25 protein-coding genes are annotated in these 26,610 nt (G+C 39.4%); 5 read left to right on the top strand and 20 right to left on the bottom strand.

The window, feature by feature from the left end:
* Positions 1-19 precede the first annotated feature (19 nt).
* The 3 genes from FZC40_RS06755 (at position 20) to FZC40_RS17755 (ending at position 1,998) form a co-directional block, all read left to right on the top strand.
* Positions 20-1,087 carry a sensor histidine kinase gene (locus FZC40_RS06755; RefSeq protein ID WP_243135770.1) on the top strand — a complete coding sequence of 356 codons (1,068 nt, stop codon included), beginning with the start codon at positions 20-22 and terminating at the stop codon, positions 1,085-1,087.
* A gap of 16 nt (positions 1,088-1,103) precedes the next feature.
* Positions 1,104-1,727: a response regulator transcription factor gene (locus FZC40_RS06750; protein WP_148603230.1), complete on the top strand. Its 624-nt coding sequence runs from the start codon at positions 1,104-1,106 to the stop codon at positions 1,725-1,727.
* Positions 1,728-1,851: 124 nt separating this feature from the next.
* Positions 1,852-1,998, top strand: a complete 147-nt coding sequence (locus FZC40_RS17755) for a JAB domain-containing protein (RefSeq protein WP_148603229.1) — start codon at positions 1,852-1,854, stop codon at positions 1,996-1,998.
* Positions 1,999-2,045: 47 nt separating this feature from the next.
* Here the strand turns inward: FZC40_RS17755 and FZC40_RS06740 are convergent, their stop codons facing one another.
* From FZC40_RS06740 to FZC40_RS06730, 3 genes are all read right to left on the bottom strand, one after another.
* On the bottom strand, positions 2,046-2,333 hold the full coding sequence (locus FZC40_RS06740) for a YggT family protein (protein ID WP_148603147.1): 288 nt from the start codon (positions 2,331-2,333) through the stop codon (positions 2,046-2,048).
* A 61-nt stretch (positions 2,334-2,394) separates the two neighbouring features.
* The gene (locus FZC40_RS06735) at positions 2,395-2,631 is read right to left on the bottom strand and encodes a CsbD family protein (RefSeq protein ID WP_148603146.1); all 237 of its coding nucleotides are present in this window, start codon (positions 2,629-2,631) and stop codon (positions 2,395-2,397) included.
* A gap of 185 nt (positions 2,632-2,816) precedes the next feature.
* Positions 2,817-4,283: an alpha-amylase gene (locus FZC40_RS06730; RefSeq protein ID WP_148603145.1), complete on the bottom strand. Its 1,467-nt coding sequence runs from the start codon at positions 4,281-4,283 to the stop codon at positions 2,817-2,819.
* Positions 4,284-4,732: 449 nt separating this feature from the next.
* On the opposite strand from FZC40_RS06730, the gene FZC40_RS06725 reads away from it, so the two are divergent.
* Together FZC40_RS06725 and FZC40_RS06720 are read left to right on the top strand one after the other, a co-directional pair.
* Complete coding sequence (locus tag FZC40_RS06725; protein WP_148603144.1) at positions 4,733-4,876, top strand: lmo0937 family membrane protein; 144 nt, start codon at positions 4,733-4,735, stop codon at positions 4,874-4,876.
* Between the two features lie 44 nt (positions 4,877-4,920).
* Positions 4,921-5,148: a CsbD family protein gene (locus FZC40_RS06720; RefSeq protein ID WP_148603143.1), complete on the top strand. Its 228-nt coding sequence runs from the start codon at positions 4,921-4,923 to the stop codon at positions 5,146-5,148.
* Between the two features lie 55 nt (positions 5,149-5,203).
* Here FZC40_RS06720 and FZC40_RS06715 read toward each other — a convergent pair whose 3' ends face one another.
* From FZC40_RS06715 to FZC40_RS06635, 17 genes are all read right to left on the bottom strand, one after another.
* Positions 5,204-13,993, bottom strand: coding sequence for a GH36-type glycosyl hydrolase domain-containing protein (locus tag FZC40_RS06715; protein WP_148603142.1), 8,790 nt, complete (start codon positions 13,991-13,993; stop codon positions 5,204-5,206).
* Positions 13,994-14,416: 423 nt separating this feature from the next.
* Complete coding sequence (locus FZC40_RS06710) at positions 14,417-15,103, bottom strand: DUF2786 domain-containing protein (protein ID WP_148603141.1); 687 nt, start codon at positions 15,101-15,103, stop codon at positions 14,417-14,419.
* A 353-nt stretch (positions 15,104-15,456) separates the two neighbouring features.
* Positions 15,457-16,389 carry an alpha/beta hydrolase gene (locus tag FZC40_RS06705; protein ID WP_186843714.1) on the bottom strand — a complete coding sequence of 311 codons (933 nt, stop codon included), beginning with the start codon at positions 16,387-16,389 and terminating at the stop codon, positions 15,457-15,459.
* Between the two features lie 7 nt (positions 16,390-16,396).
* Positions 16,397-16,666, bottom strand: a complete 270-nt coding sequence (locus FZC40_RS06700; RefSeq protein ID WP_186843713.1) for a DUF2087 domain-containing protein — start codon at positions 16,664-16,666, stop codon at positions 16,397-16,399.
* Entirely contained in the window at positions 16,663-17,289 is a 627-nt protein-coding gene (locus FZC40_RS06695) for a TetR/AcrR family transcriptional regulator (RefSeq protein WP_186843712.1), read from the bottom strand. The genes FZC40_RS06700 and FZC40_RS06695 overlap by 4 nt, the downstream gene beginning before the upstream one ends.
* 157 nt (positions 17,290-17,446) lie before the next feature.
* Complete coding sequence (locus FZC40_RS06690) at positions 17,447-18,196, bottom strand: VOC family protein (protein WP_148603138.1); 750 nt, start codon at positions 18,194-18,196, stop codon at positions 17,447-17,449.
* A 14-nt stretch (positions 18,197-18,210) separates the two neighbouring features.
* Positions 18,211-18,492: a 4Fe-4S dicluster domain-containing protein gene (locus FZC40_RS06685; protein ID WP_148603137.1), complete on the bottom strand. Its 282-nt coding sequence runs from the start codon at positions 18,490-18,492 to the stop codon at positions 18,211-18,213.
* 2 nt (positions 18,493-18,494) lie between these two features.
* Positions 18,495-18,905, bottom strand: coding sequence for a hypothetical protein (locus tag FZC40_RS06680; RefSeq protein ID WP_148603136.1), 411 nt, complete (start codon positions 18,903-18,905; stop codon positions 18,495-18,497).
* Positions 18,906-18,914: 9 nt separating this feature from the next.
* Positions 18,915-19,397, bottom strand: coding sequence for a pyridoxamine 5'-phosphate oxidase family protein (locus FZC40_RS06675; protein WP_148603135.1), 483 nt, complete (start codon positions 19,395-19,397; stop codon positions 18,915-18,917).
* A 303-nt stretch (positions 19,398-19,700) separates the two neighbouring features.
* On the bottom strand, positions 19,701-20,060 hold the full coding sequence (locus FZC40_RS06670) for a response regulator (protein ID WP_148603134.1): 360 nt from the start codon (positions 20,058-20,060) through the stop codon (positions 19,701-19,703).
* Positions 20,061-20,119: 59 nt separating this feature from the next.
* Positions 20,120-21,034 carry a cyclic di-GMP-binding domain-containing protein, MshE-related gene (locus FZC40_RS06665; RefSeq protein ID WP_148603133.1) on the bottom strand — a complete coding sequence of 305 codons (915 nt, stop codon included), beginning with the start codon at positions 21,032-21,034 and terminating at the stop codon, positions 20,120-20,122.
* Between the two features lie 271 nt (positions 21,035-21,305).
* A complete protein-coding gene (locus FZC40_RS06660) occupies positions 21,306-21,968 on the bottom strand; it encodes an isochorismatase family protein (RefSeq protein ID WP_148603132.1) in 663 nt (220 codons plus the stop codon).
* Between the two features lie 24 nt (positions 21,969-21,992).
* Complete coding sequence (locus tag FZC40_RS06655; protein ID WP_148603131.1) at positions 21,993-23,222, bottom strand: multidrug efflux MFS transporter; 1,230 nt, start codon at positions 23,220-23,222, stop codon at positions 21,993-21,995.
* A 93-nt stretch (positions 23,223-23,315) separates the two neighbouring features.
* Positions 23,316-24,146, bottom strand: coding sequence for an AraC family transcriptional regulator (locus FZC40_RS06650; RefSeq protein ID WP_148603130.1), 831 nt, complete (start codon positions 24,144-24,146; stop codon positions 23,316-23,318).
* A 199-nt stretch (positions 24,147-24,345) separates the two neighbouring features.
* On the bottom strand, positions 24,346-25,041 hold the full coding sequence (locus FZC40_RS06645) for a C39 family peptidase (protein ID WP_148603129.1): 696 nt from the start codon (positions 25,039-25,041) through the stop codon (positions 24,346-24,348).
* A 383-nt stretch (positions 25,042-25,424) separates the two neighbouring features.
* Positions 25,425-26,078 carry an NADPH-dependent FMN reductase family protein gene (locus FZC40_RS06640; protein WP_148603128.1) on the bottom strand — a complete coding sequence of 218 codons (654 nt, stop codon included), beginning with the start codon at positions 26,076-26,078 and terminating at the stop codon, positions 25,425-25,427.
* The gene (locus FZC40_RS06635; protein ID WP_148603127.1) at positions 26,075-26,608 is read right to left on the bottom strand and encodes a flavodoxin family protein; all 534 of its coding nucleotides are present in this window, start codon (positions 26,606-26,608) and stop codon (positions 26,075-26,077) included. Before FZC40_RS06635 ends, FZC40_RS06640 begins: the two co-directional genes overlap by 4 nt.
* Between the last annotated feature and the right edge of the window lie 2 nt (positions 26,609-26,610).

Here is a 26,610-nt window from a genome sequence, read left to right as displayed (position 1 = left end):
TTCTCATGAAGGTCTGGTAATGATGAATAAGCTGATTGATAAACTGATTATTTTTGTGTTCTGTCTGGCCTTGTATCTGACCACCGTTGACAATGCGCTTCTGATCGCCCCGGTTCTGGTGGCAATCATTTTTGGCGCCGCTTCAAGCTATTTAAAAGAAGGAGTTGTAACAGCCGTTCTGTTTGTGGGCTATGTGGTGATCTGCTTTTTTGAACCGGTTTATCTCATGTTTGTGCCGCTGATGTGCTACGACATTCTCGTTTGTCAATACAAGTGGCTGTGGACCCTGTCGCTTCTGCCCATCATCATTGGCTTCAATCAACTTGACGGCACTTCAGTTGTTCTGATTCCGGTTTTTATGGTGGTTGCCTATTTCCTGAAAAAGCATACCCTTTCCCTGGAAACATTAAAGAAAGACTATAACTCGCTTCGGGATGCAACGAGGGAAACCGCTCTGCAGCTTGAAAAAAAGAATAAAATACTGATGGAAAAGCAGGACTATGAACTGAACCTGGCCACCTTAACGGAACGGAACCGAATTGCCAGGGATATTCATGACAATGTCGGGCATATGCTTTCCCGGAGTATTCTGCAAACCGGAGCCCTACTTGCCATCAGCACCGATGAACAGACAAAAGAGGGCCTGGTGCAGATTAAGGAAACCCTCTCCGAAGCCATGGACAGCATCAGAAACAGTGTCCACGATCTTCATGATGAATCGCTGGATTTACAGGTGGAGCTGCAGACGCTGATTAAAAATTTTGATTTCTGTCCCGTAAAATTGGACTATGATGTGGAATCCGGTCTGGATAAAGACGTCAAATACTGTTTTATTACAGTGGTGAAGGAAGCCTTTTCAAATATCATTAAGCATTCCTGTGCCACCCAAGTCTCGGTAATTGTCCGGGAACATCCGGGGCTGATCCAGCTGGTTGTCGAGGATAACGGGGCTGGGACAAAGACGCCTGACGGCGAAGGCATTGGGCTCAAGAATATTATTGATCGGGTCTCCGCCCTCAACGGCAATGTGAATATCACCGCTGACCGGGGTTTTAGAATTTTTATTTCGGTGCCGAAAAATGAATAGAAACGAAAGGGGAACCATGAAAATCGTTGTTGTTGATGATGACAGGCTGGTATGCACGTCATTGAAAACCATTATTGAATCCGAAGATAATATTGAAGTGGTGGGGCTGGGCTATAATGGCCAGGAAGCCATTTTATTGTATAGTCAGTTAAAACCGGATGTCCTGCTGATGGATATCCGCATGGATGTAATGACCGGACTGGAAGCAGCCGGGACCATTCTGAACGACGATAAAGATGCAAAGATATTATTTTTAACCACTTTTCTGGATGACGACTATATTATCAAAGCCCTTAAGCTGGGCGCAAAGGGCTACATTATCAAACAGAATTTTGAAAGCATTGTTCCATCGCTGCGAGCCGTACAGATTGGACAAAGTGTCTTTGGCCAGGATATTGTAACAAAAATACCGGGGTTGATAAATAGTGGGGATCATCAGGATCATCAGACCTTTGATTTAAGCGATAAGGAAAGGGAAATCATTGACCTGGTCGCCCAGGGACTCAGTAACCGTGAGATTGCAAACAGCCTGTATTTAAGTGAAGGAACGGTAAGAAATCGCATCAGCGTCATCCTGGAAAAACTAGCGCTGCGAGATCGAACCCAGCTGGCCATCTTTTTTTACAAGAATCTGATGTGAGCAACTCAAGATCTTTGGAAGGCACACGAGCCAAACAAAAAATTCAAAGGAAAAATAAAAACACCGTCAAGCTGATTTTATTCTACATCAGCTTGACGGTGTACACAAATTTTGAAACGGTCTTATCATCGTCTTTCGCACGCATCCCTTAGATCCCGATCCTGCCAGTAAAGACATCAGCATTACCGTAGACAGCAAACAAATTGGTGAACTTATAGATATTGAATTGTTAGACCAAATCAATGAACTTGTTCTTGTGACTATCACCTAAAACGAAATTTGTTTTCTTGATTTCAATATTCACTTTCGAATAATGGTTTAATGCGCCGAAAAAATCTTCTGTAAAACCCAACCAATCAAGGCCACAACCAGCATCGCAATTAGAGTTGCCGGCTCAAAGACTCCGGTGGCGCTAATATTTGTAACAGAAATTTGGGCAAAAATCCCTTCGAAAATAACCACTACCGGCTGAGTGATCATATAAACACCATTAACAAAAACATTTTCCGGGTTTGCGCCCAGCAGTTTTAAAATCAAACGAATCAACAATACCGCTTGAACTAATCCGACAACTAATCCAATAATCCTTCTCGCACCTGAATTCATTTTTTACACCTCTAATTTCAACCTAGTTCTTTCAGTAAAAGCATCTTACTATATAGTACTTTTACTTTTCTTCTTTCTTTTTATCGATGAAATCATTGATCTTTTCTGCGACATCTTCTTTTATTTCGCCTAGCTTATCACCGACATCCACTGCTTTTCCCTCTAGCTCCCCTTTTAAGGACTGTATTTTACCTTTTAATTCCAACTCTTCATTGTTCGTAACTTTCCCAACTGCCTCCTTGACTCCGCCCACGAGCTTATCTTTGGTTGACTCAATTTTACCTTTTGTATCTGTCATAATTAAATCCTCCTATTAATAAATTATTCTTCATCATTATAAATATATACCCTATTTTTAGCTTTTATCCGGTTTATGCACTATTTTATTTCATTTTTTCATTTGCATAAAACCATCCTACTATTAGTCCCTTGATGATCTCGGACATATTAGGGGGCTGGAAATTCCGTCGCTTTTTTCGATAATTATGGTTTAGTCACCCGTTCTGCCCAGACCGAAATAGAACCTGGCGCACATAGGAAAGTGCCCAACCCTTTATTATTAATTACTACTGTTTCTTCGCGATTTTCTAAATAATCCGCATAAACTTTTCCAGCATGTTGCTTACCAATATACATATCTTTTAAACCTTCATCGCCATTTGTTATCAAAACTGCCATGCCCGCAGAATGTTTTTCATCACCCTCTCGGGTCCAACCAATGCAATTGGGATGGTCCAAATAATCGTTTTGTTTTCCATATGCATAGTTTATCCGTAAAGATAACAATTTATCGATTAATTCCTGTTTACCTTGAATCGGATTTTCTCCAGCAATACCATAGTAGTCCCCCCAAAAAACACAGGGCAATCCATTTTCTCGTAATAAAATCATCCCATAAGCTAAGGGTTTGAACCAGTCATCTACCCACGATTCCAGAGCTTGTGAAGGTTGAGAATCATGATTGTCAACAAATGTTACTGTTTGGGCTGGGTTTTTTTCCATTAATGTATTATGGAACATTGTACTCATGTCGAAACTATTTCCGGATTTACTTGCCTTTGAAAAATTCATATGCAAAGAAACATCGAATAAATCCACATTCCAATCGGTATCCTCGATATAATCTTCTAATGTTTCATAATTTTTCTTCCAATATTCTCCGACGGTATAAAAATCATCACCCTTTTTTTTATGTATGTTTTTAATAAACTCATCGATAAATTCATCATCAATATGTTTAACCGCATCCAGGCGAAAACCATCGACACCGGTTTCATTGATATACCATTCACTCCAACGTTTTACCTCTTCTTTTACATCCGGATTGTCATAATCAACGTCGGCATACATCAAATAATCATAGTTACCATTTTCATTATCGACTTCATCATTGTCCGCCCAACCTTTATTAATTCCCTTAATCATATAGATGGCTTTTTTTCCATTTTCCTGATTAAAATCAGTTCCTGAAAAATGTGTCCAATTCCATTGAAATACCGAATATTTTCCTTTTCTCCCGGGAAATATAAATTTTGTCCAACCTTCAATTTCATAGGCATCTGAAACTTTTTTTTGACGATTATTCGGATCAACTTCATAGACCGGAAAATGTTCAGATTCATCTGCTCCTGCTTTATGGTTTAATACAATATCGGCAATTGCTAAAATGCCATTATCATGCAAAGCTTTGATCGCTGCTAAATATTCTTCTTTTGTACCATATTTTGTACGAACCGCACCCTTTTGATCAAATTCACCTAAATCATATAAGTCATAAACCCCATAACCAACATCATTGGTACCCGTTGCTTTTGTTGCTGGGGGCATCCAAACTAAACTAATTCCTATTTCTTTTAAATGCTGGGCATCATCTTTTAATTTTTGCCAATGCTTACCATCATCCGGTAAATTCCATTCGAAATATTGAATCATGACTCCATTTTTTCCCATTTAGAACACCTTCCATTCTTGCTGAATTTATAATGAATAACTATCTTCACAAGCAAATTCCCGATTTCAACGTAATATTTTTCTAACTGTTCCATTCTATCCTAAACAACTTATAAAAAACACTAGTATCACCTTTTATCACCTTTTTTTATATGACTTTATTTTGAAAGTGGGCCTCCTATAACCATAAATGAAAAGTCCCAATAGCAAAACGATTTGTGCCAGGCATTTTGAAAACATAAACAAAATCGCCGCCAGGGAAATCCAGTTTAAACTATCTCAATATATTGATTTATGTTTAAGTAGCATTATATTGGGTATAATATTAAAGTAAACGCAATAACTAAGAAAGGGTGATAAAAATGCTATGGACTATAGCATATGTTTAAGTAGCATTATATTGGGTATAATATTAAAATAGACGCAATAACTAAGAAAGGGTGATAAAAATGCTATGGACTATAGCAATTGTTCTCTGTGTATTATGGATTTTAGGGTTGATTACTTCTTATACGTTTGGCGGATTAATTCATATTCTTCTCGTGATCGCTGTTATTCTAATTGTAGTCAATCTTGTTCGACGTAGTAGATAGAATGAGTTCTAAACAAAATAAATTATTGAAAGTAGGCTTTAATTATGTCAAATACAAAAGTTAAAATCGAATCAACCAAAGATAAGCTCGTGGGCGGAGTGAAGGAGACAGTTGGAAAAGTTACCAACAATGACGAGTTGGAATTAAAAGGTAAAATTCAGTCTAAAAAAGGCGAACTAGAGAAAAGAACAGCGGAAATCGGCGATAATGCAGATAAACTAAAAGAAAACGTCGCAGGAAATATAAATGACACCATCGATAAACACAAATAGTAGACAAAAGGGGCCGATATTGCATGAGCATCTGCAATATTGGCCCCTTTTTCTATCATCCCATGTGAACTTCAATCTCATGATTTTCTTTATCATCCACCAGATTAATCACATTTCTGGTGGATATTATTCCGTCAACTGATATTTTTTTAACGCCTTTGTTAACCCCCTCCGGGTTTTTCACTTTAATATCATAAGTTGTGCCCAGATAGTTGTATTTCAGATTATATTCTTTCCACTTCCCGGGAATACAAGGATCCATGATAATGGTTTCTCCGTTTTTCTGGAATCCCAGAATGTACTCCAACCCGGCTCTGTACAACCAGCCGGCAGCTCCGGTATACCATGTCCAGCCACCCCTTCCGGTATGAGGATAAGTCGAATAAACATCAGCGGCTAATACATAAGGTTCTACCTTGTATCTAGAATAGTCTCTCAAGTTTGAGGTATGGTTAATCGGATTAATCAGTTCAAACAGTTCCCAGGCTTTGTCACCGTCACCCAGTTTTGCAAAGGCAATAATAGCCCAGGCTGCTGCATGGGTATATTGTCCCCCGTTTTCTCTGACCCCTGGGATATATCCCTTGATATACCCGGGTTCAAGATCTGATTTGTCAAATGGCGGGGTCAGCAGTTTGATCAACCCATCTTCTCTGCTGACAAGATAGTCTTCCAAAGACCTCATCGCCTGAAGTGACCGCTCAGTATTTCCCGCTCCTGAGATAACCGACCAGCTCTGCGCAATGGAATCAATCTTGCACTCACTGTTCTGCACCGAACCCAATGGTTGTCCGTTATCAAAATAGGCCCGTCTGTACCAGTTTCCATCCCATGCGCTCTTTTCAATTGCTTCGATTGTTTTTATTCTTACTTCGGCGTACTTTTCAGCGATTTCCTGATCCCCTATTTTTTTACATAGCGGTATAAATCCGTCAATGACAGCAACTAAAAACCAGCCCAGCCAGACGCTTTCTCCACGGCCTTTGTTTCCCACTGTGTTCATCCCATCATTCCAATCTCCGGTTCCCATCAGGGGAAGCCCGTGTTCCCCGAATTTCAGGGAAATCTCAATGGCTCTTAAACAGTGGTCATACAAGGATGACTGAACGTTGACCTGCTTTGGAATTCCACATCTTTCATCTTCAAATTCTATTAACTCCGATTCTTCTATAAATGGAATTTCTTCATTTAATATATCACCATCCCCAGTAATCCGGATATATTCAGCGGTCACATAGGGCAGCCACAAACGATCGTCTGAAAAATGCGTTCGGGTCCCCAATCCTTTCGGATCATGCCACCAATGCTGAACGTCTCCCTGAACATACTGATGACTTGCATGGAGGAGTATTTGAGACCGGGATATTTCCGGCCAAAAATTGGCAACAGCTAAAGCATCCTGAAGCTGATCTCTAAAACCAAAGGCACCTCCGGATTGATAAAATCCTGATCGCCCCCATAATCTGCAGGAAATGACCTGATACTCAAGCCATCCGTCCAGCATAAGATTCATGGAAACCGTTGGTGTATCCACCTGTATAATTTCCAGCTTACTTTTCCAAAATCCGATAACCTCATTCAGTGAATCCTTTGTATTCTTGACATCTAAATACTTTTTAGCTATCGTATTAACCGCTTCGCTATTATTCCCAACTCCCAATAAGAAAACAATGTCTTTTCTTTCATTCGGTTCAAGCGTGACCTTCACCTGAATGACCCCACAAGGGTCAAAACCAGTGCCTAAGGCACCAGTCAAACGCTCATATGATAAGCTCTCCGGACTGCTCATGTCACCGCTTCCGAAAAATTCTTTTCGATCACTGGTAACCGAACGCGCTCTTATTGAGACATCCATAAAGCAGATTTGCTCTGGATAATCCTCATTATAGGGATTTTCAATTAATAAAGCACCAGATTCATCCAATCTGGTTTTGATATGCATGGCCGTAAATTGATCACTTACACCCAAAACCGGTCGGATGTAATAAGTCAGGGTTAAATGTCTCTCCAGATCTGAGTCATTTTTTAAATTGACCAGACTTATTTTCACGGATTCACTCACTGGCACATGCTGGGTCATTCGTTGCTTGATTCCGTGACTGTTATGTTCAAATAAGGAATATCCAAAGCCGTGCCGGATAATATACGGCTCATCTTCCCGGATCGGTAAAGGCGTTACTGTCCATAGTTCTCCGGTATCATCATCTCCGATATAGATCACTTCTCCCGGACTGTCCGATACGACATCGTTTGACCAGGGTGTGAGCTTGTTTTCATGGCTGTTTTTATACCAGGTATAGCCTGAACCCGACTCTGAAACCATAAATCCAAATTCAGGATTTGTGATCACATTCACCCAGGGCGCCGGTGTATTCTGACCCTTTCCCAATTGAACAACATAGTCACTTCCATCTGAACCAAACCCGCCAATACCATTGTTGTATAACAGATTTTGCTCTTCAGTCTGAGGCATTGGGAAATTGATGGGTTTACTCAAAAATTTCTTCTTTTGCGGAAACGTCTGACGCTCCAGCATCTTTGACTGATTGACTGAATGATCGGTTATCTGATCTCTCATAATACCAGCCCCGCCTTTTAATATCACTCTGGCGACAGCATAAATCAGAAAGACATCTTCTTCATCCAATTTATTTTTTTCCAGGATAAAAACATCTTCACTGGTTTTTAATATGTCATGGGTCTGGGTTGACAATACAATGTCGGATATGAGGGCATATAATGGTAAAGAATAACTGTATTCCTCGTCGCTCAATATGACCAAATCCACTTTTAAATCCATTAAGCGCCAATATTCATGGGCTTTTAAAACCTCATAAAGTATTTTAACCTGATCGATTTTGCTTAAATCCACAACAACAATTGGATTATCTCCGGAAATTCCATATTTCCATAAGGCCGATTGTCCCTGGGTATTTTTAAGGATCAACTCCTGACTCATTCTTTTTGCAGGACTGATAAAGACAATATGAGAAATCATATCCTGATAGAGTTCTATTTCTTCTGCATCCAGATTGAGATATTTTGTTTCGACCTGACTACGCGTCAATGCCAGCTTGAAAGCACCTTCTACCGCACCGAAATTTCCATACTGGTCGATGAGATTAAGCAGGGATTCTTCACTTTCACTAAAAGCAGTTATAAATGAGAATTGAGCGGTTTTCCCTGGTTCGATTTTTACTTTAAGCCGGAAACTCATGACCGGATCAAGCACCGGTCCAGTTGTATTGGAAAGCGGTTTTTCCTGATTCATAACAACCGGATTCTTAACATTATTTCCTCTGCCGATCATTTGCATCCGATCGGTTTCATACTGAATGTCACCCAGAATAGTACCTTTAAGTACAACCGCATTGCCCAACCACATACTTTTATCGCTGTCTGATCGTGGCCGTCTGTTGGCAATGATACATTTTTTATTCGGGTTAAATTCAGTTTCTACAAAAAGATTGCTAAACGCCATATGGGCAATGTCCCCTGCCTGAGGTGCCATGACCACTTCAAAATAACTGGTCAATTCCAGAGCATATGCTTTTTCACCGGTATTCTTTAGGGTGACTCTGCGGATTTCGACATTATCGCTGGATGCAACAATAACCTCGGTTTTTGTTTCAATTTCCCCATCCGTTCGCTTAAAAGTTGCTTTGTCTGCTGTGAAGACAACTTCATATTTATCCGGCATAACATTTATTGGCGAATAAGCCGCCGACCAAACCGCATTCGTATCGATATTGCGCAGATAGAAAAACATCCCATATTGATCCAGCGTGCTGTCTTCTCTCCAGCGTGTTACTGCTGCCATTTTACTTTTGCTGTATCCGGTGCCTCTATCTGTAATCATAATGGAATAATTTCCATTTGATAAGATATGTGTTTTTGGCAAAATTGGATCTGGTCGCGTGAACCGTCGTACTGAGCTTTCTTTTTTGTAAATCTTGCCTTTGTAAGGCACCACTTTTTCTTTAGTTCCTTTTGTAAAGATAAGGTCTGATGAGACCTTTTCCTGAAGCAATAACCGGGCCGCATTGATTTCCGGGTCCTCATGAAAACGGGTCTGCATAATGTTTTTATTCATACAGTTATTCAGCGCCATTAAACTCATCCCCTGATGATGTGCCATGAAACTTTTTATAACGGCACGTTTTGTTTCAAAACCCAACCGTTCCGGGGTATAGTCTGCTGCTTCATAAAAACCGTAAGGTCCTTCAAGACCTTCCGCCTTCAGCCGTTTGATATTTTTGATGGCATCCTCAGGCTCAACCATCAGGGCCAGAAAAGTGGCATACGGAGCGGTAACCGCATCCTCAATCAATCCTCTTTTTAAGCCTAACCATGGGACACCAATGGCCTTGTATCGATAGTCATGATCCTTATCCATAACATTGTAGCCGGATTCCGAGGTTCCCCAGGGCATTGCTCTCTCATTTCCATATTTTTTCTGACTCTTAATCACAAATGAATAGGTTTCATCCAGCAACGTATTTTTATAACTTTTCATAATCAAAAGCGGCATCAGATATTCAAACATGGTTCCTGTCCAGGAAATCAGACCTTTGTAATGATCAACATTAGTTAAGGCCCGACCCAATTTAAACCAGTGGGAAGCTGGTATTTTTCCTTTTGCGATGCAAACATAACTGGTCTGACGTGACTCAGATGCCAGGAGATCATAGAATGAATTGGTCAGCTTTTTTTCTTCCAGATTAAAACCGATGCTGAATAATTCTTTCTTCTTGTCATACAAGGGTAAAAAATCCATTGCCTTTGAAAGTGCATCGATACGTTCAATCAACGTCATGTATCGGTTGATAAACTGTTGAATCGCAGAAACAGCCGTATTCAAAGTTTCCGCCAAATCGATAAGCCATTTTATCCATTCAGAATGACTGTCCTGATTTGTTTTTCTAATAGCATCCGCCAATTTAGTTGCAATTTCTGCTGAATCTTTGTAAGTTTGGGGCAAATCATACAAATCCGTATTTTTCTTAAGCATGCTCAATAATTCTTCAATATTGGAACAAACGTCATCTTTTTCGCCATACTTTGATAAACCTTCCGGAATTTTTTCCAGCAAATCAATCCCCGGCATCCATTTTGTCATATCATTTTTAAACATGCTGATCATGTCTTCAAGTTTTGTTTTCCAAACGCCTTCATCAAGATCCGCCAAATGCTCTTCCCTCGATAACGTATTGAGCGTCTGGTTCCAATCCATCAAATCTACTGATGGATTCCCGGTGCGTGTATCCATTGGAAGAATTTCATCATAGGCTGAATAGTCTTTCTTGCCTGCGCAGTGTAGCGTATCTCTGATTCCATTTGAAAATCGGGGATCAACAACAGGACTGTGAAGATAGTCTTTTAATCCTTGCTTCAAGGTGATGAGATAACATAAAAGGTTCCCACTATCCACCGTTGAAATATATGCAGGGTGAAGGGGTTTTAAGGTCAGAGTATCATACCAGTTTAGTAAATGACCATTCCATTTTTCCAACGTTTCAATGGTATCCACTGTTTTTTCAATCAAATCGACCATCTTAAAGGTCCCAATATAACCAAAGTCTCTGGCGGATAATGGTGCCAACAGTCCCAGCCCGATATTCGTCGGGGATGTTCGCTGAGCAAGCCCTCTGGGAGGATCTGCCTGATAATTGTCAGGAATCAGATAGTGACTCCTGGCATTGGAAAAATCTTCAAAATAACGCCAGGTTTTTCGTGTAATTCTTCCCAATTCATGGGTATCACTTTCTGAAATCTTGAAAAGTTTCTCTTGATGGTCTTTACTGATGAAATAGGCAATCAATGGTCCACTTACCCAAACGAGAAAAAAGGCCAGACTGAGTAGAATTGCTTCCGATTTAAAAATAAATGCAAACAGAACAACAAGTGGGGCTTGAAACAAGGAAGCCTTCATGGTGGATATATAACTGATCAAGGAATTTTTCTGAAATTTCTCAACATCATCAGCCGTCACCCATTCCAGCAGATTTTTCTTGGTAATAAAAACCCGTACCAGGGTGACCACAATGGCACTTGCCATCAGCCAAGCCTGATAAGGTAAAAAAAGCAGGGTCAGCAAAAACTGCATAAGTACCGCTTTAAGGCCAAACATTACCGGTGTATACCGTTTGATTCGGTCATTTCCAATCCGGGCCGAGAATAAGTATCCGATCACACCCAAAATGAGAGGGAATGCCTGAGCTAGAAAAAAATACGCAAGCCAGAAATAGATACTTCCAGGAAGAAAGGTGAAACTTAAAAAGGCCAATAACATCAGCGCCGGGGAGACAAGACTTCTTCTCAAATTATCAAATATTTTCCACTTGGATAGTCGTGAAAGAGGATTAAATATCTTGCTATGACTGCGATCGAAAATTTTTCTGAATAAAATTGGTACCAGTTGCCAGTCACCTCGAACCCAACGGTGAAGTCTTAAAGAAAACGAATTATATTTTGACGGATAAGAATCGACCAATTTAAGATCTGTCACTAAACCAGTTCTCACATAAGACCCTTCCAAAAGATCATGACTCAGAATGGTATTATCTGGGATGGCATCCTTCATAATACTTTGGAATACGGTTAAATCATAAATTCCCTTACCCACAAAAATGCCTTCGCCGAAGAGATCCTGATAGACATCGGAAATAGCGGTAGCATAGGGATCGATGCCTTCCTGACCAGTGAAGATCCGTGAAAAGAGGGACCTGTTGGAGCTCTCATTATCGACTTCAACTCTGGGCTGCATGAGTCCGTAACCCTCAACCACCACCCCTCTTTCCTTATCAATCACCGGTCTGTTTAAGGGGTGAGCCATGGTCGCAATCATTTTCTTTGCCATACCCATTGGGAGAATGGTGTCGCTATCCAGGGTAATGATATATTTAACATTGGAAAATGGGGGGTTTTTAGAAGATACATAGGAAAAGCTGGTATCGGTTGCCCCGAGAATGAGGTCATTGAATTCCATTAAGGCACCTCTTTTTCGCTCCCAGCCGATCCATTTGTCATTTTCTTTGCTATATTGACTGTCCCGATGGAAAAAATAAAATTTATCCGTGCTCTCTTTGGCATATTTGTCGTTGAGTTCCTTTATTCCGGATAATGCGGTTTCAATAATCGCTTCGTCATCTTTCATGGCAGCTTCATCCGAATCTCTAAAGGCTCCAATGAGAGCAAAATATAAATGATCTTCTCGGTTCGACAAATAATGACTTTCCAATCCTGCCAGCAGTTCTTTGACCCGATTTTCGTCTGAAAGAAGTGTTGGTATCGCAACAATGGTACTCATGGTTTCGGGAATACCATCTTTTAATTGTAATCTTGGAAAAAAAGCAGGTTTTAGCGCATGGCAGACAATCCAATTTACCACATCCACTGCAATTTCAGATGCGGGAATCAACACTGCGATGATTGCTAAAATAGAAAACAAAACGACATGTGATGATGTGGTAAAATTTGAATAACGGACCGCTATAAAAACAAAAAGCAGGGTAATCAGACCCATGGAACCGATATAAAGGATTCCAGGATTTTTTTTGCCCATGCTCTCTGCTTTTGGACTAAAACTATTAATCTTCTTTTCTCTGTTTTCCAGATTTTTAATACCGTTTCCGATTAAATAATACCCAACATGCCAGGTTCTTTGGATACTGGCGTCCACAGACTCGCTTTGATTGGATTTGATATAAGCTTCCTTTGCAAATGCAATGGCCATCTTTGCCAAATAGAGTTCCGATACACCAAAACTCAGGGCAAGTTCTTCCACTTTTGTTCGGTAATGACTCCGTGTTGCAATATCCATGAGTGGATAGGTTCCATCCGGATCTTGTTTTAATATCTGCTCCACCATACTCACCGATTCAAACAGATCCGACCAATCCAGGGATGAGAAAAAATGAATACTGGTGATGGAATTGCCCATGGTTACGGTATTAACAGATTGAGTACTGTGTTCTTTTTTGGTGATCTCCTCTGTGGTTGTTCCCAGCTTATCCAGGTTCTCATCCATGTTTTGCAAAACTTCCACATAACTGCGACCGGATCGTCTCAATCGATAAAACAAATGCTCAACAAAGGACGGCTCCACTTCATCCAAGCTTTTCAGACTGTCTTGAAGCAGCTTTACTGTTTTCCTGGTATCGTATTCTTCATTTTCAATCCACTTTACAAATATTTTATCTGCTTTATGCCATTGGGTTTGGGTTTTTCTTATATCTTCACAAAGAACCCTTATGTTTTCAATGAGCGCAAGGGTAATCATCATTGGCAATGCAACAATTTCGCGATCAAAAAGAACACTGTGCGACTGGTATGCTTTTAAATAATCGGATAGTATTTTTTCATCAATCTGTCCATCTGTATGCGCAACAAGTTCAACCGCTACGGCAAATATACGGATTTGCCCCTTTAACAGCCCAGATTTCAAAACAGGTAACCTGATATAATCTGATTTTTTTAAATCACGCCTTAATCCTTTGACCTGTTTTTCAATAACATAGAAGTTGTCCAGTAACCATTCCGATGCCGGTGGTACAGCAAATTTCTTTTGAACATCTTCATTAAGCTCCTTGTACACGGTCATGATAAATTTGTAGTTGTCATTCATTCTTAAAATTGGCGATTTTGAAGATCTTTTTTTGACCGATACCGAATGCTCAAAGGCAATCTTTTTTGCATGATCTTCCAGTTCTTCACTTGAAAGAGAGGCGTCTCTCATATTTAATTTAGGTGTTTTTCCAGATTTTATCAAAAAAATCCATAAAAAAACCAGAGTACCGGCAAGCAGTACTCCTCCCTCGATTAGTAAACGTAAATAAGCGTCCATTGCTTCACAAATCCTTTCGTGATTTAATGCCTATTCCAGAAAAGTGACTTCCGACACAAATATCTTTTTTCTTTGTAGGAAAAATCTATATATTTATTATATACCTTAAAAATCGTTTAATAACCTTAATCTAGAAAATAAAAACAGAGCCTTTACACAAAAAATTTGATTTATGCGGTATCCTTCCTAATAGCTTCTACAATGGTATAACCTACTCGCCGGCGATCTCTTCATGACTTATGATAACCTTTAAATACTGGATTCAGTGATTCAACTCTCTCTTGTTCGTTGTTCAGGGCTAATGTAACGATGCTATAGAACACCCAACTTTCACCTATTAGATTTTGCCCTTGCAGGACGAACCAAAAAAGCCAGATACTTATCAATAACAAGTATCTGGCTTTTTTTATTTGTACAAATAGATTACACGGCTGTTGCCTTGACGTCTTCCAATTTATTTTGAGTGGTAAATATTTTACCTTCTCGATAGCCTTGCGCATAAAAAGAATAGTGGTCTTCATGGTTTTTCTCTTTATGGCGGGCATGTTCCATTGGCTTGAGAATTTCTTTGACCTCCGGCGGAACAGTCATCACCAGACCCCATTCCTGGTGCTCAAAATCCTGAATCGTATAAGCATCATCCAAACCCTCATAAAAACCTTTGCCATAAGTTTCACAGGCTTCATTAATAATGGCATTGGGCTTTTCATCCAGTTTCATAACCTTTTTTATCGCCTTCAGCTGGGATCGTATGCAATCGACCGCATAGGCGAATATACTGCTGCAGATCAGGGCATCTTCCTCATATCCATAAAAAATAATGTAGTGCCGTTGAGCACCGGACGGTGTAATCATATAGAAAACACAACAATTATTCTCAGCAATGACATCGGCCAAACCGGTCATCCAATGTTCTCTCCGAGTCGTATAATAAATATTGCTATCTATCTTAATTGGTTTTTCATCATATCTTAATAAATCCCGATCTGTTAATTTATATTCAACCATCAGCTTTTTTGCTTTTAAAATAGCATAATTTGCTTCATTGGCATTGGGACTTTTACCTAGGGCTAACAGTTTTTTAATTCGATCTTTAATATTCGCTTCCATTTTTCTTCCTCGTTTTGAACTTTCTGTTTTTCGCCAAAAAACATCACCTATTATCCAAAAGCCTTTATTATAGAATCAATCCTATTTTGATGTCATTTTCTTTTATATTTCTTATTCTATTTGTAATGGCTCAAACTGTCAAGAACGAAGATGAATTTTTTCACGAATCTTAATTATTTTAGGATTGGATTTCCGAATCGTCTTCACTTTAAGGTTTTGGCATTGTTTTATTTCCTTAAAATTTAATTTTAGATTTTAATTACGTTGCTCTATTGATAATCGCATACATCCTATATATTTTTATTAATATTGGGAAAGGAATTCAAAAATCTTAAGCAAGTCTTTTAGTCCAATTATTGAATTTGATCCTTTAAATGATTCCAAATAAACTGACATACTTCTGCCAACGCCTCTGACGCTTCTGGAAACATAGGTGCCAGCAAGGGGAAGCAATGAAACATTCCTTTCCAGACTTTAAGCCGAACTTCGACTCCAGATTCTTTTGCCTTTTTTGCAAAACGGGTTGAATCATCTCTCAGCGTTTCATTATTGCCAACTTGAATAATAATCGGCGGCAGACCGGTTAAGTCTCCAAACAAGGGTGAAGTATAGGGATGCCTCGGATCACCATTGCCTATGTAATAACCAAGATAAGTCTCTGTCGATCCTTTAGGTGTGCAGGGATCTGCTTTGGCCTTTGTTTGATGGGACTCTCCTGAAATTGTCATGTCTGTACAGGGTGAAAATAGAGCGCAGACTGCCGGTAAAGGGATACCATCATCCTTACATTTTAAAAGGGTAGCCATTGCAATCCCTCCACCTGCCGAGTCCCCTGCAAACACAATATTATTCGGCTCATAACCTTGCGTAAGTAACCAGTTATAAATAGCAGTTGAGTCATAAACTGCAGCAGGAGACGGATTCTCCGGAGCGAGACGATAATTAAACACCAATGCATTGATTCCCAAATGTTTCACGAAATTACTTACAATGTTTCTATGCGATAGTGCATTCCCCATAACAAAACCACCGCCATGAAAATACATCACGACCTTGACTTCCGGCGCATTTTCAACCTTAATCCATTCAGCGTAAAGTTCCGAATAATCTGCTGGAATATAACTAATCCCTTCCATCGGTTTAAAAAAGCGCAATGCCGTATCATCGCAATTTTGACGCAGTTTTTCAACTGATGTATTTTCATTAATTACTTCCGGATGTAATTGCCCTTTAAAAAGATGCCGATATTTCATTGCTATATACATCATTTTTGCTTTAGTACTCATATTACATTTATTCCTTTTCTTTGTTTTTCCAATATTTGCTTCCATCTGATAATCGACATAAAAATCCAGTTTCTATTAATCCGCGTCTTAATAAGATACAATCTCCGAAAGTATGCCAGGTATCAATTAGCTGATTAACCGACTTTTCTGAGTATTCCTGATCATCATCAAACTTTTCTGCCAGATATTCATATACCAGTAATTGCTTTGACTGTTTCGAAGGAATCTGCTTGATTTTCCCTTCCTCATTTAAAAAGGGTTTGATCTTTTGCATCATTTTTCAACCTCTCTTTCATTTTCAATCAAAAACATGGATGAAAGCACACGATAATCCAGCTTTACTTCCCTGTTATTATTAGTGGAATAATATATTGCCAAGCCATTAATGTTGGTCCAGAAAAAAATAGACAGCATTTTGGGATCCCCTGCAATGATGGTTCCTTCTTTTTGTCCCGCTTCCATTATTTTTTCGATTACTTGATAGGGTATATTCCTTTTTTCTTGAATAAGATCCCGAGCCTCCTGAGGAATTGCTGTTGAATTGCTAGCTTGGGTAATCAGCCGACATGTATCCAAAAATGTCTGACTATTTTCAATGGTATCAATAAGTCTTTCTAAAGCAAAGCGGATTTTTTCGCCTGGGTCGATCTCCATATCCCGTACCGAATAGGATGCCTCAATGGTTTTATCCAATGCATCATTTATGAGATCCACAAAGATCTCGTCTTTTGAAGCATAGTAATGATATAAAAGCCCCTGAGCGATACCTGCTTCCGCTGCAATATCCTGGATACGAGTGGCAAATAAGCCCTGTTTGACAAATTGTAAAAGTGCCGCATTTCGGATTTTTTCTTTGCGAGTTACCCTCATTTTTTCATTTTGTTCCTTCGTTCGTGCCATAATACCTCCAAAATGATATATTGAACATATATTCAATATATCATTTTGGACAATTGTTGTCAACAAAATCATGATCTTAATCGCTCAACTTTCACAGCTGGATTCAGGAAATTTAAAAAGGATTTAATAAAACATTTCTGTTTTATTAAATCCTTTTTTATAAACTTCGGTAATGACCTTCTCCGATTTTGAAATCAAACCCCTTTTCACCGTCACATAAAAAATTGAGTTCTTGCAAACGATTTTCGCTTCCCTTTTCAAAACGAAACAGTTGCTGCCCGATGATAATCGTGGTCTCATTTTTTTGTGCAAATCCAAAAATATCCGCCCAATGTTTGGCTGTGATCTCAGGATTTTCAACCTCGAAAACACCTTCATATAAAAACAACTGACCTAACGGATGTTGATTGATTAGCCCCTTGCCTTTCAACTGCCTGAATCGCTGTTCTTCTGTTATTTCCCAGTCGATAATAAAAGGATAGGGTAGCCCGTCATAATCGCCATTGATCATCAGCAGCTTCCAGGTGAGTCTTTCCCCATCAGGAGTCGTTCGATTACCAGCAAATATTTCTGATAAACTCAGGTTTTTTTTAACCAATTTATTTCTCAATGCAACAATATCGTGAGTTCTTAAACCAATTCTTCCGAAGGCTTCATGCTTTGGAAGTAATTTTCCGGCATCAGCAAAAATCAGGATGTCTTCAACTGGGTTATTATTGACCATCTTATCATCAATTGACAAAAACTCGACATAGGAAGCCCAAAAATAGCTGAGTGAATTGCAGGTGCCAAATCCTTCATGACTTCCACCCTGTTTTGCGATTAATCCATTTTTTTCAAAAACAGCATTGGCTTGTTGAAGATCATTTATATAATGGATGGTATGATCCCATAGCAATTCGCTCATTTAGACATCTCCCTTCAATACAGACCTTTCTGAAACAAAAATTTCTCCCTGTCACGTTTGCATTTTTCTTCGGCATCACACACATAAGCAGTCATAGCAATTCCTCCCATGGAACAGATATCTGCACATTTTCCACACCCGATGCAGTCTTCATAGTTCTTTAGAATTGGAATGGAAAAACCGTCGTGTTCTGTTTCTGCCATGACAATTATTTCTAAAGGACAGGCGTTGAAACAGCTGGCACATCCATCACATAAAGAAGAAATTGTCCAAGGTAATTTCTCAGGATGTTTCATTATTAACTTGGATTAACGGGTGCTAAATCTGTCCAACGGCTTTCATCAAAATGCTGCATACCGTCATAACCCAATACATCCAACCGAATACCTGCCTCCGGTCCCGGTTTTGTACAATATATTTCAGCAATTTCAACCTCTAGATAACCATTGACGAGATGAGCGCTGCCTTTTAATTGGTATGGCGCTCGGATCGCACCAAGTTGACCAGGAGCCAGCGCAACATAATCATTTTTTGACAAAACTTCTTCAATTTGATTTCTTTGATTTTCGGATAAATCGACGGTAACCACATCTCCGTCAACTGATGTTTTCTCAGCAACAATAATTGTAATTTGACCTTTATCATCTGCAATTGCTATGTGAACGCCAAAACTTTCAATCCAATTTTCGATTCTCGGTGTTAATTTCATGCTTTCCTCCTATGAAATCTTATTTCCAGAAGTTTTAAGTTCTGATGAAATAATTTCTTCCACTTTTAAAACAATTAATCCACGTTGAGCTACTTTGGGTGGGGCAATATCTGGGGGAACTTCAAGTGGCGGTTCTTTCGCTGCCCAATCACCCCACTCCGCCAACACTTGACCGACATTAATATCATGCCAAGTGTCACTTGCGGCAGCCCCAATATTAATCACTGTTGCCGGCCCCCTGAAAACCCAGGAACGGGAACCAATGGGATGCGCAATCGAAATCGCTGCGTGAGGATTCTCATTGAGATTAACCTTTGTTTTTTGAGCAAACATATCAGCAATCAGAATATAGTCATCCAAATAGCTTGTCACAAACCGTTCAGCTACGATATTAGGCTTTCCATCAATACTACTGGTAGCCAAATGAACCACTGAGCCACCTTTGCCGACCACTTTCAAAGCATCTTTAATTTCATTCGTTAATAGTCCCATTATCTTACCTCTTTCTTGATTATGATCCAACCTTTGCCAGGGCTTGTTCTAAATCCAAGTTGCGATGAAACAACTGGTTCACAGCCAAATTGCGCTGTTTTATACCATACTTTTCATATATGTTTTATATCATAAGCAAAAATACTGCAATTGTCAATAGCAATTGCCTTGAAATCTCAAATTTTTGTTCCAGAGCGCTGGCAAGCCCAATATAAAAAAAGCGTCAAGATTTTTTATCTCAGCGCCTTTGTATTTTATATTTATAATTGTGTTGCCGACATGCGAAACTAAACGCACACCTGCTTATTCAAGTGCTTCGGAAATTGTTTGAATAACCGTATCTTCTGAAAAAGGTTTTGTGATATAATTTTTAGCCCCGGCATCAAGCGCCTCAAGAATTGTACTGCCTTTACCCAGTGCCGTCACCATCACTACTCTGGCCGTCGGATTAAGCTTTAAAATGTCCTTTAATCCGGTAATTCCATCCACCTTGGGCATGGTAATATCCATGGTAACCAGATCCGGTATTAATTCTTCATATTTTTGAAGTCCCTCAAAGCCGTCACCAGCTTCTCCAATAATTTCGTGCTTTGCAGCTTCCAGAATTATTCTCAATTTCTTCCGGGATACCGCCGAGTCATCCACAATTAATATTCTCGCCACAAGAAAAACCTCCTATTATCATGTATTTTGTGTAAACCGCTAGTTCTTTAGTTCGTAAATTAGTTGCTTGTACGGGTTTCAGCAAAATCAGGATGCGCATCAGCAAAAATAAAATCGATCTGGCCAAAACTTAAATGGCACGGAATGATATATAATTTTCCAGCCGGATTCACGATACCCGCCGCTTTTACTTCTGCCACCTGCAGATCAAGCTCGATGCCTTTATGGGCCAGCTCAGATAAAAACAACCCATTATGGCAATTCAGGAATTCTCCCAATGAATCTTTAGCCAGGGCATCCAATCCTGCCAACTCTTCTTCTGCATAGATGGAGGCAAACCGTGTCAAGACTGTTTCAGAAGCAGCGAAGCCGCTGAAAAACGGATACTCTCCTTCGATTCCCTGAGTCACCAGATAATCAAAGGGATAAGACTCAACCACTATGGCTGGTTCCATTCTGATCTCATCATCAATAAAGCGGACTATATTTCTGAGAAAAAGTTCAAAATACTCCCGCGGAATTCTATCCTGCTGAGCAGAGAGTGTTTTAAGAAAGATCTCTGCGATTTCTGTTATGTCATTATTTTTCAAAGCTTGTATTTCATCACTTGTCAATTGCGCATCTTCTTTATATTGGGCCAGAACTTTTTCATATTTTTCAAGGGAAAAGAACCCCTTCTCAATGAGAATCTGCCCTAATAAACTATTTGATTTTTTCTGAGCATTTAACAGTTCATCCAGCTGATTTTCGGTGAGATATCCCTCTTCGATAGCCAACTCCCCAAATTTCCGATCCTTGGCAGCTTGAATTCGATGTATTCTGTTGACTTGCGCCGCATTCATGTAACCAGAATCAATAGCCAAAACGCCCAGTTTCACCTTGTCTGATTTTTGTTCCGCTAACACCATTCTGAGTTCTTCCGGTTTGATTAATTTTTTCTCCAAAAGATAATTACCAAAGTACTGATTAAACATAAAAGCCTCCTTAGCGCGCGTCTTACTGTTCACATATGTTTATATTATATCATTTTTCAATTCTTGTCTAGCATGACATGGGAATTTTTCGGAACCTGTGAACATTTTTATCCGCCGGAAGGAGAAAAAGATTAATTACCATTCGCCCATACAAGTATATTGGCGTTGCCGCCTGGTTCTGATAAGCTATGGCTCACTATTAAAATAACATCCACACCTTAGTTCACTTTCTTCAAAACCCTCATCATACTTTGAAGCTCGCCTATCAAATTTAACGTCTTTTTTCTGCTATGCATCTATATCTCCTCCTAGTTTCAAACTTATCGCGATTTTCTTCCCTTGACAGAGCAAAATTATTGAGTATATCTTCACACGTACGAAGCTGACCGATTCTGGGAAAAATGGACCGACAAACGTAATCATGTTCTTCTTTGGTTGAGGCGGTCATCGCATCTTCAACGAAAATTTGATGATAACCACGCTGATATGCTTCCCGAGCGGTGGTATCCACGCCAATTCCTGTGGAAATGCCGCAAAGTACAATTGTTTCAATGCCCCGGCGACGCAACTGCAGGTCCAGGTCGGTGCCATAAAATGCCCCCCATTGCCGCTTAGTTATGGTATGTACATTTTCAATTTTTTCCACTTCCGGTACGAAGCTATCCCAGCCTTCAAATAATTGTGGATGGCCTGTTTTAAAATCTGTTTTGGGATGTAATACATCTTTTCCATCAAGAGACGATACCCTCACACGAACCACAAATTCACCATTTTCCTTGAATACCTGCATTAATCTGGCTGCATTCCGGACAACCTGGTCAATTCCATGGGGAGCATGTTCTCTCTGAACAATCCCATTCTGTAAATCAATCACGACGAGGGCCATCTTTCCAACTTCAATTAATTCGGTTTCTTTTGACTTTAAATCATCCATACTCTTATCTCCTATTCATTCTTTTTACTTTTTGTATGACGCTAATTGATTCGGTGCATTTTCAACAGACAGATTCAGTTTCTTATACACTTTGAAGTAAACCCACACTGCATTAATCAATAACAAAGCACCGGTAATAAAAAATACATACCGAATACCAAACCATGCTGCTATCTGACCACCTAAAACCGAACCACCAAATACCCCTAAATAACCTGCCGACATATTTAAACCAAAAACTCTTCCAGTAAGGGCGTCTGGTGTTATCTTCTTAACAAGGATATTAACGGAAGGGGTCAACCCTGCTACTGCTAAACCCAAAATAAAACGAAGTCCGATTAACTGCCAGGGCGCTTGTACAAAAGCTTGTGGAATAAAAATGAATCCTGCCACGACAAGGGCAACTAACATCACTTTTTCCGCTCCAATTCTGTCGGATAGTCTTCCCAGCCTTGGGGCTGCAATGATATTTGCAAGTCCAGAAGCTGAGAAGGCCATTCCGGCTAGCAGTGCAATGTGGCTGGCATCTGGAGATAATTGGGTAATATAAACGGTAATGATTGGTTCCACCGTATAGAGCGACAGCGTTAATACAAAAAAAGTCATGAACAACGTCATCGTCAAATTTTTATCAGGAACACTCCTCCATATTTCTTTAATGCGCGGTGTCTTTTTATCTTTCCGGATGAATGATTCTTTTACAAACAACGCAGTTGTCACAAAGGCAATCAGCATCAGTGCCCCAGTAATAAAAAATACATTTTGAAAGCCAAGGTTTTCTCCGATGTAACCACCAATCATGGGTCCAAGGAGTGATCCTGCAATATTTGCAGTTGAAAGTGTTCCCAGTGCCCAACCGGCATGTTCATTATCTGTCTGAGTTGCAATGAGAGTGGTACAGGCAGTGCCGTAACCTGTTATAATTCCCTGCAATAATCTTAACCCGATAAGCACATACACATTCTGGGCAAAACCCATACTGAATATGACCACTGCCATACCAAGACTTGCCCTGAGCAGCATGGGTTTACGGCCATATTTATCTGCAGCATGACCCCAGACCGGTGAGAAAATTGCAGAAACGATATAGGTAATTCCAAATGCAAATCCTGATAGTTGTGCAATTAAAGCGGCATTGTCAATGCCAAGTTCCTTTATATAAAGGGGTAATACCGGAGCAATCTGACTCATTCCCACACCCGTTACGAACATTCCAAACCAACAGACAATTAAATTTCTTTTCCAAATCGGCATTATTAGGCCTTCTTTCCGCGTTGCTTTAATGATTGCAGGTACAATTAACAACCCTATATTAGCACGTCGATTGGCTTAATACCATGCATTATCTTAAACGCCATGGACATTTTTGCCATAGAATTCAATCGGGCTTATCCCTTCAATTCTTTTAAATACTCTGCTAAAATAAAATTCATCCGTGAATCCAAGGATTTCTGCCACTTCTTTTATTTTTTTATCACCTTCACTAATCAGTTCTTTGGCTTTATCAATTTTTATCTTATTAAAATACTCAATCACTGAATATCCGGTTGTCACTTTAAAGGTCCTGGATAGATAAGTAGAGGATAGCTGTACCAGCTCTGCTAATTCGTTTAGGGTTACTCTTCTGGATATATTTTGATGCATATATTGAATGACTTTATCCATTTTTAAAGACGTTGTACTATTTTGATTTTGCTTCTTTCCATTTTGATAAATTGCTATTAACAATTGCTGAAGCCGGGTCTTTGCAATAAATTCATATCCAGCTTGTTTTGCATCCCAAGAATCAACCAATTTGTGAAAGAGATTCTTAATGCGATAATAATCTTTTAATTCTTGACCAGCATTCAATGTCAGCATTTCTCCTTCGTTTTCAATCATCCATTTTCCGTTTTGCATGCCCACGCGTACAAAACTAAAGTGCACCGAAAAAAAGTAGATTGGTTCTTCAGGATCTGAGTCGATGGAATGATAAACCTCGGGACTAATATAAAACAGCATCCCTTCTTTAATTGGATATCTCTTTCCCCTGTTTATAATGATGCCTTTCCCACCAGTTACTAAAATCAGTTCGTGATGATGAATGGTTCGGGCGATTTTGTTTTTTTGGTTGCCTCTTTCATTAAATTTTCTGCTATTGCAGTAGTGAATGTGAAAAAAAAGATTGCTTATTTTCATGTTTCCTCCGTTAATGTGACCTATCAATTGTCACCTGTAATCCAAATTATTTTATCATATAAGCACAAAAATAAAAATCAACCTCAACCATTTAAGAAATAGTTGAGGTTGATTTTTTATATTGACTTTATTTTCGTCAAATATGAAAATTATTTATCTGAATTGTCTATAACTGGTAATTTTTTCTTTTCACATCTTTTTAATCGAGGTAGAACACCCCATCATCATTATATTCGGTCTTCCCTGTTATGACAAATCCAAAGTGATTGTAGATCGTTCCTTCGTCGTCCCTATCAATCCAACGCGCATCAAGATCACGCTGCGACATCAGGCAGTGGCCGACGCAAGCAGGATCATTAAAATAGAACTGATAACCATCAGCGGTCTTTTTATAACCGACACAAATCACCCAGTGCCCATCGGCAAGATAAGCGTGATCCGTTGCATTGGGATCGGTTGTGTTATATTTATCACTCCAAGCCTGAATACACATCATCACCGGATCGCCGGAATCAATATATGAAACCAGTTCTTCCATCGTAATCTGCTCTTTTTTCTCAACAGCAACCCCTTGTTCTTTAAAATAATCGTAAATCTGCTGCGGCGACGTGCCAGCCGCCGGTGTCGTTCCTAGATTATCCTCATATGCTAAAAGATTTTTATCACCAATCTGGGGATAAAGATAATTCATCAGCATCTGCACACACGTTGTGCCACAGGTGTAATCACCATATTGACGCAAATTCGGGACATCAATAAATTTGTCAGCATCGGTCGTATATCCAATATAGACAGCACTTTCCGCGTTTGCTGATTTTTCTTTGGTTTGCGTACTGCAGGCCGCGAGTGTAAACACCATACATAATGCCAGTAACACTGCTAATTTCTTTTTCATCAATAATACCTCTTCACAATTTTCTTTTTTTGCTAACTCAGATTATTTTAAAATGAACACCGGTTAACAGCAGCATTACCATCAACCCAATAACAAATAAGGTCCTGCTCATAACGCCCCGAAAGACATTAGCAGATATTTTTCCGTACGAAATAGGGAGTAAATGCCGTGGCAAGCACGACAAGAACCCATGATAACCCCATCACTCCTGTGATTGAATTCAAACTGTTGTTCATGATTGTTTCTTCCCAACATTGATCTATATTTCAAACTTTTAAACCCTTCATAAACTTTAATCATATATTGCTCTTTTAAACGAGTCAAAAAAAACACATCATATTTGTGGACAGCTTATATTGCCTATGATCATTTATTTGTCTTCTCTAATTGTTAAAATATGGACTGGGCTGTGTCACATCAATGCCTTTTTCCTTTAATCCTTTATCAATCATCTTATTCATCCGATTGGCCATCCCCCAATAAACAAACCCCGGCAATTTTAATTGGGCATTACGATATAATGCCGCGTTCGCATTTTCTCCATTTGCAACATGATTTAGAAATTCGTTAAAAACCCGGTTTACTTTTTTTCCATTGGGCAATTTATCTAATGGCTGTCCATTTAACATTGCCCCTAAACCGATGACAAAGCCACCTTTATAATTTACATTACACTCTTTGGCAAACAGTTCCAGCATTTTCAATCCAGATTCATGGGTATGGACATAGGGCATTCCCCCTTGAATGATACCATAGAGATTTTGACCATGGAGAATTTTTTTATGTTTGATGATTTCTTCCAATAGATAAACCGTATCCGCTGGGTACGTGTTGATATAACAGGGACCAACCATGATAACAGTATCGGCTCCCTCGATGGCACTGAGTACCTGCTGTAAATCTTTTAGATGAGGGTATAAATGGACAATTTCCCCCTGATGCTCGCGTTCATTTAAAAAGCCCAGACATAAATTGCCCAACATTACACTTGTTCCGTTTTTTTTAGGGCTTAGGTTAATGACTACTGCTTTCTTCATCTGCTTATTTCCTCCACAATTTTCATGATGATTTTTTCACTGGCGTCATTGTCCAGCACATAGGCATTTCCATCAACACTCATGATATTTATATTTTCGGCAACCAGGTTTTCAAACGCCTGTTTTTCTTCTTCACGGCAATGATCTTTTATGCCAATCCCATAGAACCCTTGAATATTGTCGGCCATTTTTTTTACCAGTTCTTTATTTTTCAGGTAATAATGGCGATCCCCAATTAGCGCGCATTTATCAAGCACCCGTTTTGTTTTAAATGAATAGGATCCCCAGGTAACAGGGGTTACCCACACCATAATATTCGACCGAACTAAGCTGCCGAAAATCCAGTCGCCATCATCTCGGTGAATACATTTTCCATAGGTTTTGTCCGTGCACCCTCCACAACTGAAGCATGGTCCCACATTGACGTCATCAAGGGAAATATATTCCACCTCTGCGTCTCTTTCACCTAATCCTTCATACACTCTTTTCCCGATATTTTGATTGGTATCATCTGATAAAATGGTTATCATTT

The sequence above is a fragment of the Acetobacterium tundrae genome (genome assembly GCF_008086615.1).
Classification (GTDB): Bacteria; Bacillota; Clostridia; order Eubacteriales; family Eubacteriaceae; genus Acetobacterium; species Acetobacterium tundrae.
Note: the sequence above shows the minus strand (reverse complement) of the source record. Positions and strands in the feature narration are given on the sequence as shown.